Source organism: Streptomyces sp. NPDC048606 (assembly GCF_040650855.1).
Classification (GTDB): Bacteria; Actinomycetota; Actinomycetes; order Streptomycetales; family Streptomycetaceae; genus Streptomyces.
The window spans coordinates 55,215-71,671 of the sequence record NZ_JBEZIB010000003.1 but is presented as its reverse complement, the minus strand read 5'-3'; the positions used below and the strand labels follow the sequence as shown (position 1 = coordinate 71,671).

General features: G+C 71.1%; 11 protein-coding genes and 1 riboswitch. Of the genes, 6 read left to right on the top strand and 5 right to left on the bottom strand.

All coding sequences use genetic code 11. From position 1 onward, the window contains the following. Nucleotides 1-26: 26 nt before the first annotated feature. Nucleotides 27-170, top strand: a riboswitch (TPP riboswitch). Continuing rightward, nucleotides 165-1,952 (top strand): phosphomethylpyrimidine synthase ThiC, encoded by a 1,788-nt coding sequence (thiC, locus tag AB0D01_RS04420; protein WP_363053504.1) that lies wholly within the window; start codon nucleotides 165-167, stop codon nucleotides 1,950-1,952. It overlaps the preceding riboswitch by 6 nt. Before the next feature lie 196 nt (nucleotides 1,953-2,148). Here the strand turns inward: thiC and AB0D01_RS04415 are convergent, their stop codons facing one another. Next, nucleotides 2,149-3,318, bottom strand: a complete 1,170-nt coding sequence (locus tag AB0D01_RS04415) for a glycosyltransferase (RefSeq protein ID WP_363053503.1) — start codon at nucleotides 3,316-3,318, stop codon at nucleotides 2,149-2,151. A 234-nt stretch (nucleotides 3,319-3,552) separates the two neighbouring features. Here AB0D01_RS04415 and AB0D01_RS04410 point away from each other — a divergent pair, with 234 nt between their 5' ends. Beyond that, a complete protein-coding gene (locus AB0D01_RS04410; protein ID WP_363053502.1) occupies nucleotides 3,553-4,500 on the top strand; it encodes a hypothetical protein in 948 nt (315 codons plus the stop codon). Nucleotides 4,501-4,503: 3 nt separating this feature from the next. Here AB0D01_RS04410 and AB0D01_RS04405 read toward each other — a convergent pair whose 3' ends face one another. From AB0D01_RS04405 to AB0D01_RS04395, 3 genes are all read right to left on the bottom strand, one after another. Then, nucleotides 4,504-5,322: a hypothetical protein gene (locus tag AB0D01_RS04405; RefSeq protein ID WP_363053501.1), complete on the bottom strand. Its 819-nt coding sequence runs from the start codon at nucleotides 5,320-5,322 to the stop codon at nucleotides 4,504-4,506. Between the two features lie 151 nt (nucleotides 5,323-5,473). After that, the gene (locus tag AB0D01_RS04400; protein WP_363053500.1) at nucleotides 5,474-6,760 is read right to left on the bottom strand and encodes a metallophosphoesterase; all 1,287 of its coding nucleotides are present in this window, start codon (nucleotides 6,758-6,760) and stop codon (nucleotides 5,474-5,476) included. A gap of 259 nt (nucleotides 6,761-7,019) precedes the next feature. Continuing rightward, the gene (locus tag AB0D01_RS04395) at nucleotides 7,020-8,135 is read right to left on the bottom strand and encodes a LacI family DNA-binding transcriptional regulator (RefSeq protein ID WP_363053499.1); all 1,116 of its coding nucleotides are present in this window, start codon (nucleotides 8,133-8,135) and stop codon (nucleotides 7,020-7,022) included. Nucleotides 8,136-8,495: 360 nt separating this feature from the next. On the opposite strand from AB0D01_RS04395, the gene hisC reads away from it, so the two are divergent. Beyond that, the gene (gene hisC / locus AB0D01_RS04390; RefSeq protein WP_363053498.1) at nucleotides 8,496-9,578 is read left to right on the top strand and encodes a histidinol-phosphate transaminase; all 1,083 of its coding nucleotides are present in this window, start codon (nucleotides 8,496-8,498) and stop codon (nucleotides 9,576-9,578) included. A 42-nt stretch (nucleotides 9,579-9,620) separates the two neighbouring features. Here hisC and AB0D01_RS04385 read toward each other — a convergent pair whose 3' ends face one another. Beyond that, nucleotides 9,621-9,989, bottom strand: coding sequence for a cyclophilin-like fold protein (locus tag AB0D01_RS04385; protein WP_363053497.1), 369 nt, complete (start codon nucleotides 9,987-9,989; stop codon nucleotides 9,621-9,623). A 190-nt stretch (nucleotides 9,990-10,179) separates the two neighbouring features. Here AB0D01_RS04385 and AB0D01_RS04380 point away from each other — a divergent pair, with 190 nt between their 5' ends. The 3 genes from AB0D01_RS04380 to cydD all read left to right on the top strand — a co-directional run bounded on the left by AB0D01_RS04380 (nucleotide 10,180) and on the right by cydD (nucleotide 16,446). Beyond that, nucleotides 10,180-11,685, top strand: coding sequence for a cytochrome ubiquinol oxidase subunit I (locus AB0D01_RS04380; protein WP_363053496.1), 1,506 nt, complete (start codon nucleotides 10,180-10,182; stop codon nucleotides 11,683-11,685). Nucleotides 11,686-11,703: 18 nt separating this feature from the next. Next, complete coding sequence (cydB, locus tag AB0D01_RS04375; protein ID WP_363053495.1) at nucleotides 11,704-12,705, top strand: cytochrome d ubiquinol oxidase subunit II; 1,002 nt, start codon at nucleotides 11,704-11,706, stop codon at nucleotides 12,703-12,705. Between the two features lie 108 nt (nucleotides 12,706-12,813). After that, nucleotides 12,814-16,446: a thiol reductant ABC exporter subunit CydD gene (gene cydD / locus AB0D01_RS04370; RefSeq protein ID WP_363053494.1), complete on the top strand. Its 3,633-nt coding sequence runs from the start codon at nucleotides 12,814-12,816 to the stop codon at nucleotides 16,444-16,446. Nucleotides 16,447-16,457: the final 11 nt, after the last annotated feature.

The following is a 16,457-nucleotide window of genomic DNA, read 5'->3' as shown; positions in this document are numbered from 1 at the left end:
ACAGATGACGCTAGCGTGGGGGCACCTTTGCACAACGCGGGAGCTCGGAGCACCGGGCTGAGAGGGCGCTGATCACCGTACGCGCAGGACATGCGTACGGGAAGAGGCTGCGTCGACCGCCGAACCTGTTACCGGGTAATGCCGGCGTAGGGAGATCAGGTCTCATGACCATTCAGGACGCACGCACGCCTGCCGTCAGCCAGGACACCGACGGCCAGACCGAGCGCCAGCCCGGCTGGCACAAGGGATACCTGGCGGGCTCCCGCCCCGACATCCGGGTGCCGGTCCGCCAGGTCCACCTCACCAACGGCAAGGACGTGACGCTCTACGACACGTCCGGTCCGTACACCGATCCGCAGATCGACACCGACGTCCGCCGGGGGCTCGCGCCGCTGCGCGAGAACTGGATCATCGGGCGCGGTGACACCGAGGAGTACGCGGGACGCCCCGTGCGCCCCGAGGACGACGGCATCAAGCACACCTCGCCGCGCGGTGGCCTCAAGAACCTCGACGCGGTCTTCCCCGGTCGGCCGCGCCTGCCCCGCCGGGGCCGCGGCGGCGCCGCCGTCACCCAGCTCGCGTACGCCCGCCGCGGTGAGATCACCCCGGAGATGGAGTACGTCGCGATCCGCGAGAACGTCTCCCCCGAGGTCGTCCGCGAGGAGATCGCCGCAGGCCGCGCCGTGCTGCCCGCGAACGTGAACCACCCCGAGATCGAGCCGATGATCATCGGCAAGCGGTTCCTGGTGAAGGTCAACGCCAACATCGGCAACTCCGCGGTCACCTCCTCCATCGAGGAGGAGGTCGACAAGATGACCTGGGCGACCAAGTGGGGCGCCGACACGGTCATGGACCTCTCGACCGGGCGCAACATCCACACCACGCGCGAGTGGGTCCTGCGCAACTCCCCCGTGCCGATCGGCACCGTGCCGCTCTACCAGGCGCTGGAGAAGGTCGACGGCCGTGCCGAGGAGCTGACCTGGGAGATCTACAAGGACACGGTCATCGAGCAGGCCGAGCAGGGCGTCGACTACATGACGGTCCACGCCGGCGTCCTCCTGCCGTACGTGCCGCTGACCGCCCGCCGCAAGACCGGCATCGTCTCGCGCGGTGGCTCGATCATGGCCGCGTGGTGCCTCGCGCACCACAAGGAGAACTTCCTCTACACGAACTTCGAGGAGCTCTGCGAGATCCTCGCGACCTACGACGTCACGTACTCCCTCGGTGACGGCCTGCGTCCGGGCTCCATCGCGGACGCCAACGACGCGGCGCAGTTCGCCGAGCTGAAGACGCTGGGCGAGCTGAACACGATCGCCAAGCGCCACAACGTGCAGACCATGATCGAGGGCCCGGGCCACGTCCCGATGCACAAGATCAAGGAGAACATCGACCTCCAGCAGGAGATCTGCGAGGAGGCGCCGTTCTACACGCTCGGCCCGCTGACCACGGACGTCGCGCCCGCCTACGACCACATCACCTCGGGCATCGGCGCCGCGATGATCGCCTGGTGGGGCACCGCGATGCTCTGCTACGTCACGCCCAAGGAGCACCTGGGCCTGCCGAACCGGGACGACGTGAAGACCGGCGTCATCACGTACAAGATCGCCGCGCACGCGGCCGACCTGGCCAAGGGCCACCCGGGCGCCCAGGAGTGGGACGACGCCCTGTCGGACGCGCGGTTCGAGTTCCGGTGGGAGGACCAGTTCAACCTGGCCCTCGACCCGGACACCGCCCGTGAGTTCCACGACGAGACGCTCCCGGCCGAGCCCGCCAAGACCGCGCACTTCTGCTCGATGTGCGGTCCGAAGTTCTGCTCCATGAAGATCTCCCAGGACATCCGCCGTGAGCACGGCGGTGACCTGAAGGCCGAGGAGATCCAGGCGGGCATGGCGGAGAAGTCCGCCGAGTTCGCCGCCTCGGGCAGCCGCGTCTACCTGCCGCTGGCGGACTGACGTACCGACGGCTGACGTACCGACGGCTGCCGGACCGACGGCTGTCGGACCGGCGGTTTGACGGAAGGACGGACGGCGCGACCGGCCGACGGCGACATGGGGGGAGTCGTCGGCCGGTCGTGTCCGCCCGTTCTTGCCGCCGCCACCCAGTGGCGGCGGGCACCGAACGACCGGGCCGCGGGCCAGGGGCCCGAACCTAGACCCGTACCGGGTTCGTGAGCGGTGTTTCACGTGAAACATCGGTGGCGTCGGTCGATGTTTCACGTGAAACAGGAACGGACGGGGCGAGCGCGGCCACCGCGAACGCGCGGTTCTTCTCGGTCTGCCGCCGGTACGCCTCCGGCAGGTCGGGCAGCGCCAGCAGCCGGTCGCAGAGCGCGACCGACGTGGCCGCGTCCCCGATCCAGTACGCGGTGATGGAATGCTCGAAGAGCAGCCCCCACCGGTACACCCAGGGTTGGACGAAGAGCAGGTCGTCCGGGGCGGGACGGTCGAGGACGGCCGAGGTGACGGCGTGCGCCATGTGGTGTCGGCCCAGCAGCCGCAGCCGGCAGGCCAGTTCGTAGCAGGCCTCCAGGCGCTCGGGGCGGAAGTCCCAGGCCCGTGAGAGGGCGTCCATCGCGGCGGGCCACTCCCCGGCCTCGCCGTGCAGGACACCGACCTGGAGGAGGGAGTAGTAGACCTCCTCCGCCCAGCCGCCCATGCTCGCGCGTCGCTCGTAGAGGTTGATGGAGGCTCCGGTGTCGCCCATGTCGCGCATGGTCTGGGCGAGGTAGAACACGGTCCGGGGGTTGGACGGGTCCCTTTGCAGCTCCGCACCGAGCAGGCGGGCGTCCCGTTCGAACTTGTCGTGGCGCGATCCGCCGTCGGCGTGGTCCTCGATGGACAGCGCGTCGAGGTTCTCCTGGAGGCCGGGGCGCTGGTCGTTCTCGTCGCGGCGGTCGCAGGTCAGGTACTCGTGGGTGACCCCTTCGTACCGCCAGGGCAGATCGCCGCGAACCAGTCGTTTGATGCGGTACTCGGTGGCTCCCTCGTGGCGGAGCATGTACGAGTCCGCGGTGAGCGGGGGCAGCGCGTCGGTGCGCCGCAGCACGAGGTCGGCGTCGAGCAGGAGCAGGTAGTCCGCCTTGCCGTGGGCGTGCGCGATGTTCAGGCTCCGGTTGTGGCCGAAGTCCCGCCACGGTTCTTCGTGGAGCTCGCCGGGGATGCCGCGCAGGGCGGCGCGGATCAGGTCCTGGGTGCCGTCCGTGGATCCCGTGTCGGAGATGACCCAGGTGTCGATGAGGTCCCGTACCGAGTCCAGGCAACGCTCGATGACGGCGGCCTCGTTCTTGACGATCATGCAGAGGCAAATGGTCGGCTTCACGCCCGATGACCCTAGGAACGGGCGGTAGCCCGTTCCGGGCGGCTCGCCGGGGCGAGTCCCCGGGTGGCCCTGTCGCGAGCGTCCAAGTGGCTGCGTGGGCTGGGCCATTCCGCTGACAGAGTGGCGAGCCTCGGCGGCGCGCGCGGTGCGGCTCCTCAGGATGACGCGGCGACGTCCGGTCACATTTCCGGATTTCGCAGAAGCATCCAACTCGGTGTGCGCGAGGAGCGGTAAATGAGTTCTGAGGACAGGTCCCGTACTTTCCTGGGGCCGCTGCCCCGTCGTGCCGGCTGGCTGGCGGGCGGCACCCTGGCGTCCGTGGCTCTGGTTCTGGCGGGGATCGCGGCTCCCGCCGCGTCGGCCGGAGCCCAGGCCGCGGGCACGCAGACCGTCCAGCAGGCCGGTGGTGGCGACGACTGTCGGCCGTCGAAGTCGCGGGAGGACGACGAGGACGAGGTCAAGGCCAACAAGGCGAACCCGCGCAAGGACGACTGCAAGGTGGGCCCGACGGGTCCGCGGGGTCCGCGCGGTCACCGGGGCCACACCGGAGCCACGGGCCCGACGGGCCCGGCGGGCGCGCAGGGCCTCACCGGCCCGCAGGGTCTCACAGGCCCGCAGGGTGTGACCGGTCCGCAGGGCGTGCCGGGCACGAACGGCCTGACGGGTCCCACCGGCCCCCAGGGCCTGACCGGTCCGCAGGGTCTGACCGGTCCGCAGGGTCTCACGGGTCCGCAGGGCGTGACCGGCCCCCAGGGTCTGACGGGCCCCGGCGGCCCGTGCAGTGACGTCGACTCCTACAACCCGAACGCGGCGACCCAGCTGAACGCCGTGCTCACCGGGGGCAAGGCGTACGTCGGCATCCGCAGCAACACGCCGACCATCTCGCCCTTCCTCTGGTACGACCTGACCAACGGCGGCACGCCTCCGGGCACCTTCCCGACCAACGCCTGCGCGATCTCCATCGGCGCCCAGGCGAACCTGATCTCCATTGAGGTCCTGACCACCAACAACCTGCTCTTCGAGACCACCTGCAATCCGGGCACCAACATGGGCACACCCGTCCTGGCCTGCACCAAGACCTGGGCCCAGGTGAACCCGGTCAGCACCGCCACCCTGCGGGGCAAGTTCCGCCACACCATCGACCCGGCGGACATCAACTACCTTCGGGCCGAAGGCAGGTAGGTCTTACTCCGGGCCGGTCTCCGGCCCGCCGAAGTCCGGGCTCGTGAAGTCCGGGGACGAGTAGCCGGGCCGGGTCCCCTGTGAGGGGGCCCCGGGACTGGTGAAGTCGGGCCGGGTGTAACCCAGATCGGGGATGCGCCCGGCCCCTGGCGTACGGGGCACCGGATAGCCCGAGACCGCGCTCGGATCGGCCAGGGCGTCGCGCAGGAACGGCATGATCCCCCGCTCCAACAGGGCGTTGCGCCAGGCCTCCCGGGCGCGGGAGAGCTCGTCGGGGACCGGGACGCTCTCCTCGGCCGCCACCTCGGTGGAACTGTTGCGGACGGCGGCCACCAGCAGCCCCACCACGGCGAACAGCAGCGCCGCCACCGTGAGGGCGCCGAACAGCCAGCCCGCGGTCACCATCGTGCGCGCGAAGGCCGGTTCGGGATCGATCATCTTCAGGCTGTAGCCCACCAGCAGGAAGATCAGCATCGCGGTGCCCGCCAGGACGGGTGCCAGGACCGCGACCACGGCGAAGGCCCCGGCCCCGTCGTCCTCGTCCTGACCGGAGTCGTTCTCGGCGGCGCCGCTCGGAGTGGAGAGGGCGACGTCGCGCAGTTCCTCCCGGACCTTCACGAAGTGGTCGTACTCCGCCGCCGCGGCGGCGCTCAGGAGCGCTCGGGCGCTCAGGGCCATCGTGCGCAGTTGTTCGGCGTTCAGACGTTCGCCGAGAGTGGCGAGCTCGGGCCGTTCGTCCGCGGTGCGCAGTGCCTCGTCGAGGAGCCGATCGAACTCGGGTCGGTCTTCGGTGAGCAGGTGCGGAGCGCTGGTCATGTGCATCCCCCGATGCTCCGTGGGTGGAGCCGGTATGCCCGCGTAGACCCGGGCGCCGGCCCGAACGGAGGAGAGCCTGCTACGGATAGAGCGATGGTAGAGCGCCCCGGCCACGCCGTGACAGGGGCTTTCGGGAAATACCCCGCTCCGACAACGCTCAGTCACTCAGAGGCAGTTGTACGACCAGGAGTTTGCCCGCCATCGTCACGCCGCCGTCCATCGCGATCGCCAGTCCCTCCGCGTACACGTGGGGGCCGTCGACGGCCTCCGGGCCGCGGGACTCGTCGCCGTCCTCGGCGCCCACCTCGCCCAGCAGGTACGGGATGGGGCTGTGGCCGTGGACGACGCGGGCGCCGCCGTAGGTGTCGAGCAGCTCGCGCACGGCCTGCGGGCCCCCCTCGTCCCGGAAGGCGAACCGCTTGGTGAACTTGCGGAACAGGTCCCAGGTGATGTCGGCGTCGTTGCGGTTGAGGAGCTCGTGGATGGTGTCGTTGACGTCCTCGATGGAGTCGCCGTAGTCCAGGTACGCCGTGGTGTCGGAGTGCAGGAGCAGGTGCCCGTCCTCCAGGGTGGCCGCGTCCAGCCGGGACATCCACTGGAGGTGGACGTCCTCCAGGCGCTCCATGTCGGTGCGCTGTCCGCCGTTGAGGAGCCAGGCGGCCTGGAAGGTGGCGGTGCCGGCGTTGGAGTGGATGGGGGTGTCGCCGAAGCGCTTGGCTCCGATCAGGAGCAGCTCGTGGTTGCCCATGAGCGCCTTGCAGTAGCCGCCGGCGGCGGCGGCCTCGGCGGACAGCCGCATGACGAGGTCGATGACGCCGATGCCGTCGGGGCCCCGGTCGGTGAAGTCGCCGAGGAACCAGAGCCGGGCGTTGCCGGCGGACCAGTGGCCGTCGGCGTCGATGAGCCGCTGTGCGTGCAGCTCGGTGACGAGCTCGTCGAGGTATCCGTGGACGTCGCCGACGACGTACAGCGGGCCGGGGCCGGCGGGCGCCTGCTCCTCGGGGACGTAGTGGACCTGGACGGTGTCGCCGGGGCCGCCGATCGGGGCGACGCGGCCGATGACGGGCAGGTCGCGCTGCGTGGGCGTGTAGCCGTCGTCGGGTTCGAGCGGGTGGTCCACCGCGTGGTCCACCACGTGCTCGTCCGGCCGGTCGTCCGCGTGGGCGGTGGCGGTCCGCTGCCGGGGCACGGTCTGCGGGTCCGGGTAGCCGGTCGGTGCGCCGGGGCCGGCGAGCGGGTGCCCGGACGGCTTGGAGGCGTACGCGGGGTGCACGGCGTGCGGCTGCGCCGGGACGTGGTCGTCGAAGTAGACGGGGTAGTCGCCGTAGCCGTCGGTTTCGCCGGGGCGATCGGAGGCGCGTTCGGCGGTTCTGTCGGCGGGCGGGGCGTACGGCCCGGGTTCGTTGACCGGCACCCGGAAGTCCCGCAGCGTGTCCGTCCGCATCGCGGGTCCCTGACCGGCCCCCTGAGTCATCGACCCCTCCACCACCGTCGCGCTGCCGTACACCTGCGGACCCCCGTGCCGCCGGGGCGGAGGGTCCGTGATGTCGTGCGCCCATCATAGGAATGCGGCTCGCGCTCTGTGACGCACCAGGGGTGGTGAATCCTGGCCGGAGCCGCCCCTTCCTGGTGGTTTCGCCCGATATCGGTGTAGGTGAATCTTCGGCGGGGCCGTCGGCCCCGCCGATACGGCGGCGTGGAGGTCAGTCCTGGGCGGGTGAACGGGGTGGGCTGACGGTCGTCCGGGGGGTCCTGCGCTGCGAGGACGTACGGATGATCAGCTCGGTCGGGACGACCTGTTCGACGGGGCGCCCGGTGTCGACCCCTTCGATCGCGTCGATCAGCAACTGCACGACGGCGGTGCCGATCCGGCGCGGTTTGAGGGACAGCGTGGTGATGGGCGGTTCGGTGTTGGCGTACACGGTCGACTCGCTGCAGCACACGAGGAGCAGGTCCTCGGGCACCCGCAGGCCGTAGCGGCGGGCGGCGGCCAGCAGGTCGGTGCCGTTCGGGTCGAAGAGGCCGTAGACGGCGTCGGGTCGGTCGGGTCGGGCGAGCAGCCGATCGGCGGCGACGGCGCCCGCGCACGGGTCGTGGGCCGGGTAGGACTCGTAGACCGGGTCCTGGCCGACGCGCTCGCACCAGTTGAGGTAGGCGGTGGTGGAGAGCCGGGTGTAGGTGTCGGTGGTGGTGCCGGTCAGCAGCCCGATGCGGCGGGCGCCGGCGGCGGCGAGGTGGTCGAGCAGGCCCAGGACGGCGGCTTCGTGGTCGTTGTCCACCCAGGCGGTGACGGGGAGGGTGCCGGCCGGGCGGCCGTCGGAGACCACGGGCAGGCCCTGACGGACCAGTTCGCTGACGACCGGATCGTGGTCGGAGGGGTCGATGACGACGGTGCCGTCCAGGGCCACGTTGGACCAGACGTCGTGTCGTGAGGTGGCGGGGAGGATGACGAGGGCGTAGCCGCGGGCGAGCGCGGCGGAGGTGGCGGCCCGTGCCATCTCGGCGAAGTACGCGAACTCGGTGAAGGTGAAAGGTTCATCCCCGTACGTGGTCACGGTCAGGCCGATGAGGCCGGACTTGCCGGTACGGAGGGTGCGGGCGGCGGCGGAGGGGCGGTAGCCCAGCCGGTCGGCCACCTCGCGGACGTGACGTCGGGTGGCGTCGGGCAGTCGCCCCTTGCCATTGAGCGCGTCGGAGACGGTCGTGATGGAGACGCCCGCCGCGGCGGCCACGTCTCTGATGCCGGCCCGGCCCGCTCGGCCGCCGACCCGCCGGGTGGTCTCGGCCCGGCTCACCTGATGCTTCCCTGCTGCTGTCATGGCGAGCCGATAGTAGGGCTCGGTGGGGTGGGTGGTCCGGGTGCATATGCACGCGTTGACAGGCACGATTCTGCATGGTTCGCCACCCCCAATGACCTTGGAATCGCAGGGATTTCGTTGCTCTGGGTAACGGTGGGGCTTGTCGGCGGGTACGAGCATGCCAAAACGGAGCCGTTTGCGGCCGGTCGCAACTCACCTGCACGAGGGACGCGCGCCACGGCGCAGGCCACCGGCGCACGCATATATGCGCGCGCTCCCCCAGTGATCCTGGCGCCCACCATTCTCGGATCGGCGGAATCCTCATAAGGTGAGCAGTATTGAGTCGACGGTCGTCGACGGGACGGTCGAGGAGGACCTGCGGTGAGCGAGAAGAGCCCGAAGCTGCGCGCCGAGCTGGACGGCATCCCCACCTACAAGCCCGGCAAGCCCGCCGCCGCGGGCGGGCCCGTCGCGTTCAAGCTTTCCTCGAACGAGAACCCGTATCCGCCGCTGCCGGGGGTGCTGGAGAGCGCGGTCGAGGCCGCGCACCGGTTCAACCGCTACCCGGACATGGCCTGCACCGGCCTGGTGAACGAGCTCGCGGAGCGGTTCGGTGTCCCGGTCGAGCACATCGCCACCGGCACCGGCTCGGTGGGCGTGGCGCAGTCGCTGATCCAGTCGACGGCCGGTCCGGGCGACGAGGTGATCTACGCCTGGCGCTCCTTCGAGGCGTACCCGATCATCACCCAGATCTCGGGCGCGACGTCGGTGAAGGTGCCGCTGACCGACGGTGACGTGCACGACCTGGACGCGATGGCCGAGGCCATCACCGACCGGACGCGCCTGATCTTCGTCTGCAACCCCAACAACCCCACCGGCACCGCCGTGCGCCGGGCCGAGCTGGAGCGGTTCCTGGACCGGGTGCCCTCGGACATCCTGGTGGTGCTGGACGAGGCCTACCGCGAGTTCGTCCGTGACGCGGACGTGCCGGACGGCATCGAGCTGTACCGCGACCGCCCCAACGTGTGCGTGCTGCGTACGTTCTCCAAGGCGTACGGGCTCGCGGGGCTGCGCGTCGGCTTCGCGGTGGCGCACGAGCCGGTGGCCGCCGCGCTGCGCAAGACCGCGGTGCCCTTCGGCGTGAGCCAGCTCGCGCAGGACGCGGCGGTCGCCTCGCTGCGCGCCGAGGACGAGCTGATGGGCCGCGTCGGGTCCCTCGTGGGCGAGCGGGCCCGGGTCTACGGCGCGCTGATCGCGCAGGGCTGGACCGTCGTCCCCGAGACCCAGGCGAACTTCGTCTGGATGCGGCTGGGGGAGCGGACGGCGGAGTTCGCGGAGGCCTGCGAGAAGGCCGGTGTGGTGGTCCGGCCCTTCGCGGGCGAAGGCCTGCGGGTCACGATCGGTGAGACCGAGGCGAACGACCTCTTCCTGCACACGGCGGAGGCGTTCTTCAAGGAGATGTAGCCCCGGGTCGGGGCCGTCGGGAGCGCGTGGCCCCCGGTGGGGTCACGCCAGTTCCACGCGGACGGGGTCGCCTTCGCGGATGGTGGCCAACAGGCGGGGGTCGCCGTCGAACGAGCCGAGCACGTTGCACGGGCTCGCGAGGCGGCTCTCGCCTCCGCGCGATATGGGGGTGGGGCCGTAGGGCAGCGCGAGCGCGTCGCCCTCGGTCCAGAAGGCGACCGTGCCCGGGTCGACGACCTGTCGGGCGTCGGACTCCAGGGCCACGGAGACGCCGGTGTCGAAGTAGACCTCTTCGCCCCAGGTGTTGGCCGAGGCCGATATGGGCAGGGCGTCGACGAGGGCCTTGACCGTAGGCGTGTCGTCGAGGGTCGCGGTGAGCTGGCCCGCGGGCCAGGAGATTCGAATCTGCATGAGCCGCATTCAACAATTTGTTGAAGACATTGGCTAGAGGGGACCCCGGCTGAAAGTCGCCGGCAGCGGTACGACATAATGCTTGTGAATGTGAACGCGTTCACAAGCGTGTCCCGCTTCCTCCGGGATTGGGTGGGACATACCAGGCAAAGTGCGGCTGTGACCACGGCGACCCGAAGGAGAAGAGGGCGTGGACCTAGCTTTGGCGCCGGAAACGCTGGCGCGATGGCAGTTCGGCATCACCACCGTCTACCACTTCCTGTTCGTCCCGTTGACGATCTCGCTCGCCGCCCTCACGGCCGGTATGCAGACCGCCTGGGTGCGTTCCGAGAAGGAGAAGTACCTCAAGGCCACGAAGTTCTGGGGAAAGCTCTTCCTGATCAACATCGCGATGGGTGTGGTCACGGGCATCGTGCAGGAGTTCCAGTTCGGCATGAACTGGTCCGACTACTCGCGGTTCGTCGGTGACATCTTCGGCGCCCCGCTGGCCTTCGAGGCCCTGATCGCCTTCTTCTTCGAGTCGACCTTCATCGGCCTGTGGATCTTCGGCTGGGACAAGCTCCCCAAGAAGATCCACCTCGCCTGCATCTGGATGGTCTCCATCGGCACCATCCTCTCGGCGTACTTCATCCTGGCGGCCAACTCCTGGATGCAGCACCCGGTCGGCTACCGCATCAACGAGGAGCGCGGACGCGCCGAGCTCACCGACTTCTGGCTGGTGCTCACGCAGAACACCGCGCTGACCCAGTTCTTCCACACCATCACGGCCGCCTTCCTGGTCGGCGGCGCGTTCATGGTCGGCATCTCCGCCTTCCACCTCGCCCGCAAGAAGCACATCCCCGTGATGCGCAGCTCGCTGCGCGTCGGCCTGGTCGTCATGGTCATCGCCGGCATGGGCACCGCCATCAGCGGTGACCTCCTCGGCAAGGTCATGTTCAAGCAGCAGCCGATGAAGATGGCCGCCGCCGAAGCCCTGTGGGACGGCGAGGCGCCCGCGCCGTTCTCCGTCTTCGCCTACGGGGACGTGGACAAGGGCCACAACAAGGTCGCCATCGAGATCCCCGGCCTGCTGTCCTTCCTGGCCAACGACGACTTCACCTCCTTCGTCCCCGGCATCAACGACGTCAACAAGGCGGAGCAGGAGAAGTTCGGCCCCGGTGACTACCGGCCCAACATCCCCGTCGCCTACTGGGGCTTCCGCTGGATGATCGGCTTCGGCATGGCCTCCCTGAGCGTGGGCGCCCTGGGCCTGTGGCTGACCCGCAGGAAGTTCCTGCTGCCGCCGGCCCTGCGCACCGGCGAGGACGAGGTCCCGCACCTGGTCCTCTTCAAGACGGCGCTGAACCCGAAGTTCACCCGGCTCTACTGGATCGTCGCCCTCTGGACCATGGGCTTCCCGCTGATCGCCAACTCCTGGGGTTGGATCTTCACCGAAATGGGCCGCCAGCCCTGGGTCGTCTACGGAGTCCTGCGGACCCGCGACGCCGTCTCGCCCGGTGTCAGCCAGGCGGAGGTGCTCACCTCGATGATCGGCTTCACCCTGCTCTACGCCGTGCTCGCCGTCATCGAGGTCCGGCTCCTCGTGAAGTACGTGAAGCTCGGACCGCCCGAGCTGACCGAAGCAGACCTCAACCCGCCCACCAGGATCGGCGGCGACGACAAGAACGCCGACCGGCCCATGGCCTTCTCGTACTGAGGCTGAGGAGACCGCACGATGCAACTCCACGACGTCTGGTTCGTACTCATCGCCGTCCTGTGGATCGGCTACTTCTTCCTGGAGGGCTTCGACTTCGGAGTCGGCGTCCTCACCAAGCTCCTCGCCCGCGACCGCACGGAGAAGCGGGTCCTGATCAACACGATCGGACCGGTCTGGGACGGCAACGAGGTCTGGCTGCTCACGGCCGGCGGCGCGACCTTCGCCGCCTTCCCCGAGTGGTACGCCACCCTCTTCTCCGGGTTCTACCTGCCCCTGCTGCTCATCCTGATCTGCCTGATCATCCGCGGCGTCGCCTTCGAGTACCGCCACAAGCGGCCCGAGGACAAGTGGCAGACCAACTGGGAACACGCGATCTTCTGGACCTCGCTGATCCCCGCGTTCCTGTGGGGCGTGGCCTTCGCCAACATCGTGCGCGGCGTGAAGATCGACCGGGACATGGAGTACGTCGGCACCCTCTTCGACCTGCTGAACGTCTACTCGATCCTGGGCGGTCTGGTCACCCTCACCCTGTTCACCTTCCACGGCGCGGTCTTCACCTCGCTGAAGACCGTCGGTGAGATCCGGGACCGCTCGCGCGCGCTGGCGACGCGGCTCGGCGTGGTGACGGCCGTCCTGGCCCTGGTCTTCCTGATCTGGACCCAGGTCTCGCGCGGCGACCGCTGGAGCATGATCGCCATGGTCGTCGCCGCGGTGGCGCTGGTCGCGGCCCTGGGCTGCAACCTCAGGGGCCGTGAGGGCTGGTCGTTCGCCCTGTCCGGGATCACCATCGCGGCGGCCGTCGCGATGCTCTTCCTGACGCTGTTCCCGAACGTGATGCCGTCCTCGCTGGACAGCGCCTGGAACCTCACGGTCACCAACGCCTCGTCCAGCGCGTACACCCTGAAGATCATGACCTGGTGCGCGGGAGTGGCCACGCCGCTCGTCCTGCTCTACCAGGGCTGGACCTACTGGGTGTTCCGCAAGCGCATCGGTACCCAGCACATCGCCGACGCGCACTGACGCGCCCCGGCGCCTCACGCGCCCCGGCGCGCCGGTGGCTTCCCGCGCCCCGCGCGTGCCGGCACGCCGACGAGTCTCCCGCCTGACCCTGCCGAGGGGATGTTTCACGTGAAACCGATCGACCCGCGTCTGCTGCGGTACGCCCGCTCCACCCGCCGCTTCCTGGGGGCGGTCGTGGCCCTCGGGCTGGCCGGGGCGGCGCTGGTCGTCGGTCAGGCGATGCTCATCGCCGAGATCGTGGTCGGTGCCTTCGAGGACGGGCTTGACGGCTCGCAATTGCGGACCCCGCTGCTGCTGCTCGCGGCGGTGGCGGTGGGCCGCGCCCTGGTGGCCTGGCTCACCGAACTGGCGGCGCACCGCGCCGGCGCGGCGGTCAAGTCGGAGCTGCGCGTGCGGCTGCTGGACCGGGCCGCCGACCTGGGGCCGGGATGGCTGGGCGGGCAGCGGACCGGATCCCTCGTGGCCCTGGCCACCCGAGGGGTGGACGCGCTCGACGACTACTTCTCCCGCTACCTGCCCCAGCTGGGGCTCGCGGTGGTCGTCCCGGTGGCGGTGCTCGCCCGGATCGTCACCGAGGACTGGGTGTCGGCGGCGATCATCGTGGTCACCCTGCCGCTGATCCCGCTGTTCATGATCCTCATCGGCATGGCCACCCAGTCCCGGATGGACCGCCAGTGGCGGCTGTTGTCACGGCTCTCGGGCCACTTCCTCGACGTGGTGGCGGGGTTGCCCACGCTGAAGGTGTTCGGCCGGGCCAAGGCGCAGGCCGAATCCATCAGGAAGATCACCGACGAGTACCGGCAGGCCACGATGCGCACGCTGCGCATCGCCTTCCTGTCCTCCTTCGCGCTGGAGCTGCTCGCCACCCTGTCGGTGGCGCTGGTCGCGGTGACCATCGGCATGAGGCTCGTCCACGGCGGCCTGGACCTCTACACCGGACTGGTCATCCTGATCCTGGCCCCGGAGGCCTACCTGCCCCTGCGGCAGGTGGGGGCGCAGTACCACGCGGCCGCCGAGGGCCTGGCCGCCGCCGAGGAGATCTTCGAGGTCCTGGAGACCCCCGCCCCGGCCTCCTCCGGCGGGGCCGACGTGCCGGCCGGCGGCCTGCGGATCGCCCTCGACGCGGTCGAGGTGCGCCACGAGGGCCGGGGTGCGAGTTCACCCGGCCCCGTGTCCCTCGTCGTCGAGCCGGGCGAGTGCGTGGCCCTCACCGGGCCGAGCGGCTCGGGCAAGTCGACGCTGCTGGGCGTGTTGCTGGGCTTCGTGACCCCGACGGGCGGGCGGGTCCGCGTCGGCGACACCGACCTCGCCGAACTCTCCCCGGAGCAGTGGCGGGAGCGGATCGCGTGGGTGCCGCAGCGGCCGCACCTGTTCGCGGGAACCATCGCGGAGAACGTACGGCTGGCCCGACCCGAGGCCCGCGACGAGGAGGTCCGGGCCGCCCTGCGCGACGCCGGGGCCTGGGAGTTCGTCGCCGCCCTGCCGCAGGGGGCCTCGACCCCGCTCGGCGAGGGCGGGATCGGGCTCTCCGCCGGACAGCGGCAGAGGCTGGCGTTGGCCAGGGCCTTCCTGGCGGACCGGCCCGTGCTGTTGCTGGACGAGCCGACCGCCGCCCTCGACGGAGAGACCGAGGCCGCGGTGGTGGAGGCCGTACGGCGCCTCGCGGTCGGGCGGACGGTGCTGCTCGTGGTGCACCGGCCGGCGCTGCTGGCGGTCGCCGACCGGGTGGTGGCCGTGACGGAGGGCCCGGAGGGGCCGACCGCCGCGGGAGCCGCGGGGGCTGCGGGCGTCGCGGGCGCTGTGGTCGAGGGCCGGGGACCGGACGGCACCGCCCCCGCCGGCGCGCGGCGGGGGTCGGCCGGGATGGCCGACCCCGGGGAGTGGATCCTCGGCACCGCGACCGAGCGGGCGGCGGTCCTCCCGGGGGCCGTGACGGGCTCGGGCGATCCGCTGCGCCGGGTCCGGGAGGTGGCCTCCCCCTGGCAGGGACGCTTCCGGCTCGGTCTGCTCCTGGGCGCGCTGGCCGTCGGGTGCGGCGTCGGCCTGATGGCCGTGTCCGGCTGGCTGATCTCCCGGGCCTCGGAGCAGCCGCCGGTGATGTACCTGGCGCTGGCCGCCACCGCGACCCGGGCCTTCGGCATCGGCCGGGCCGCGTTCCGCTACGCCGAGCGGCTCGTCTCGCACGACGCGGTCCTGCGCATGCTCGCCGAGCTGCGCGTCTCGGTGTACCGGCGACTGGAACGGATCGCGCCCGCCGGGTTGCGCGCGCAGCGGCGCGGGGACCTGCTGTCCCGGCTGGTGGCCGACGCGGACGCCCTCCAGGACTACTGGCTGCGCTGGCTGCTGCCGGTCGGCACCGCGGTGCTCGTCGGCACGGGGTCGGTGGCCTTCACCGCCTGGCTGCTGCCCGAAGCCGGGGCCGTGCTCGCCGTGGGCCTGCTGGTGGCCGGGGTCGCGGTGCCCCTGATCGGCGCGGCCTGCGCCCGCGGCGCCGAACGGCGGCTGGCGCCCGCGCGGGGAGAGCTGTCGACCCGCGTGGCCGACCTGCTGACCGGGACCGCCGAACTGACGGTGGCCGGGGCCCTGGCCGACCGCAAGCGCCGGGTGCGCGAGAGCGACGGGGTGCTCACCCGGATCGCCTCGCGCGGGGCCGCCGCGGGCGGTGTCGGTGGCGGGCTGTCCGCCCTGGTGTGCGGGCTCACGGTGGTGGGCGCGGCGCTGGTCGGCGCGAACGCCCTGGCCGACGGGCGGCTGAGGGGGGTGGCGCTGGCCGTGGTCGTGCTGACCCCGCTCGCCGCGTTCGAGGCGGTGAACGGTCTGCCCCTGGCCGTCCGGTACCGGCAGCGGGTCCGGCGCAGCGCCGAGCGGATCCACGAGGTCGTGGACGCGCCGGCGCCGGTGGTCGAGCCGGCCGCTCCCCTTCCCGCGCCGGACTCGCCCTTCCCCCTGAGGCTGACGGCCCTGGCCGCACGCCACCCCGGGCAGGACGCGTACGCGCTGCGCGGCATGGACCTGACGCTGGAGGCGGGCCGGCGCGTCGCGGTCGTGGGCCCCTCCGGCTCGGGCAAGACCACCCTGGCCCAGGTCCTGCTGCGCTTCCTCGACCCGGCCGAGGGCACCTACACGCTGGGCAGGAACGACGCCCGCCTCCTCGACGGCGACGACGTACGCCGCACCGTGGGCCTGTGCGCCCAGGACGCCCACATCTTCGACAGCTCGGTACGGGAGAACCTGCGGCTGGCCCGCACCGGCGCGAGCGAGGCCGAACTGCGCGGGGCGCTCGCCGCGGCCCGGCTCCTGGAGTGGGCCGACGGTCTGCCGGAGGGGCTGGACACCCTGGTCGGTGAGCACGGACAGCGGATCTCGGGCGGTCAGCGCCAGCGCCTGGCCCTGGCCCGGGCGCTGCTCGCGGACTTCCCGGTGCTGGTCCTGGACGAGCCGGCGGAGCACCTGGACCTGGCCACGGCCGACGCGCTGACGGCGGACCTGCTGGCCGCGACGGAGGGCCGGACCACCGTGCTGATCACCCACCGGTTGGCCGGACTGGAGGCGGTCGACGAGGTGCTCGTACTGGACGGCGGGACGGTCGTGCAGCGCGGACCGTACGCGGAACTGGCCGCGGTGGACGGACCCCTGCGGGGGCTGCTGGAACGGGAGCGGCAGGCCGGTGGCTTTTCGGCCGATCTCGCCCGGGCGGGACGGTCTCAGGCCGGCCTGACCCATGTCGACTTTCCCCACTAATCGGGACTAAC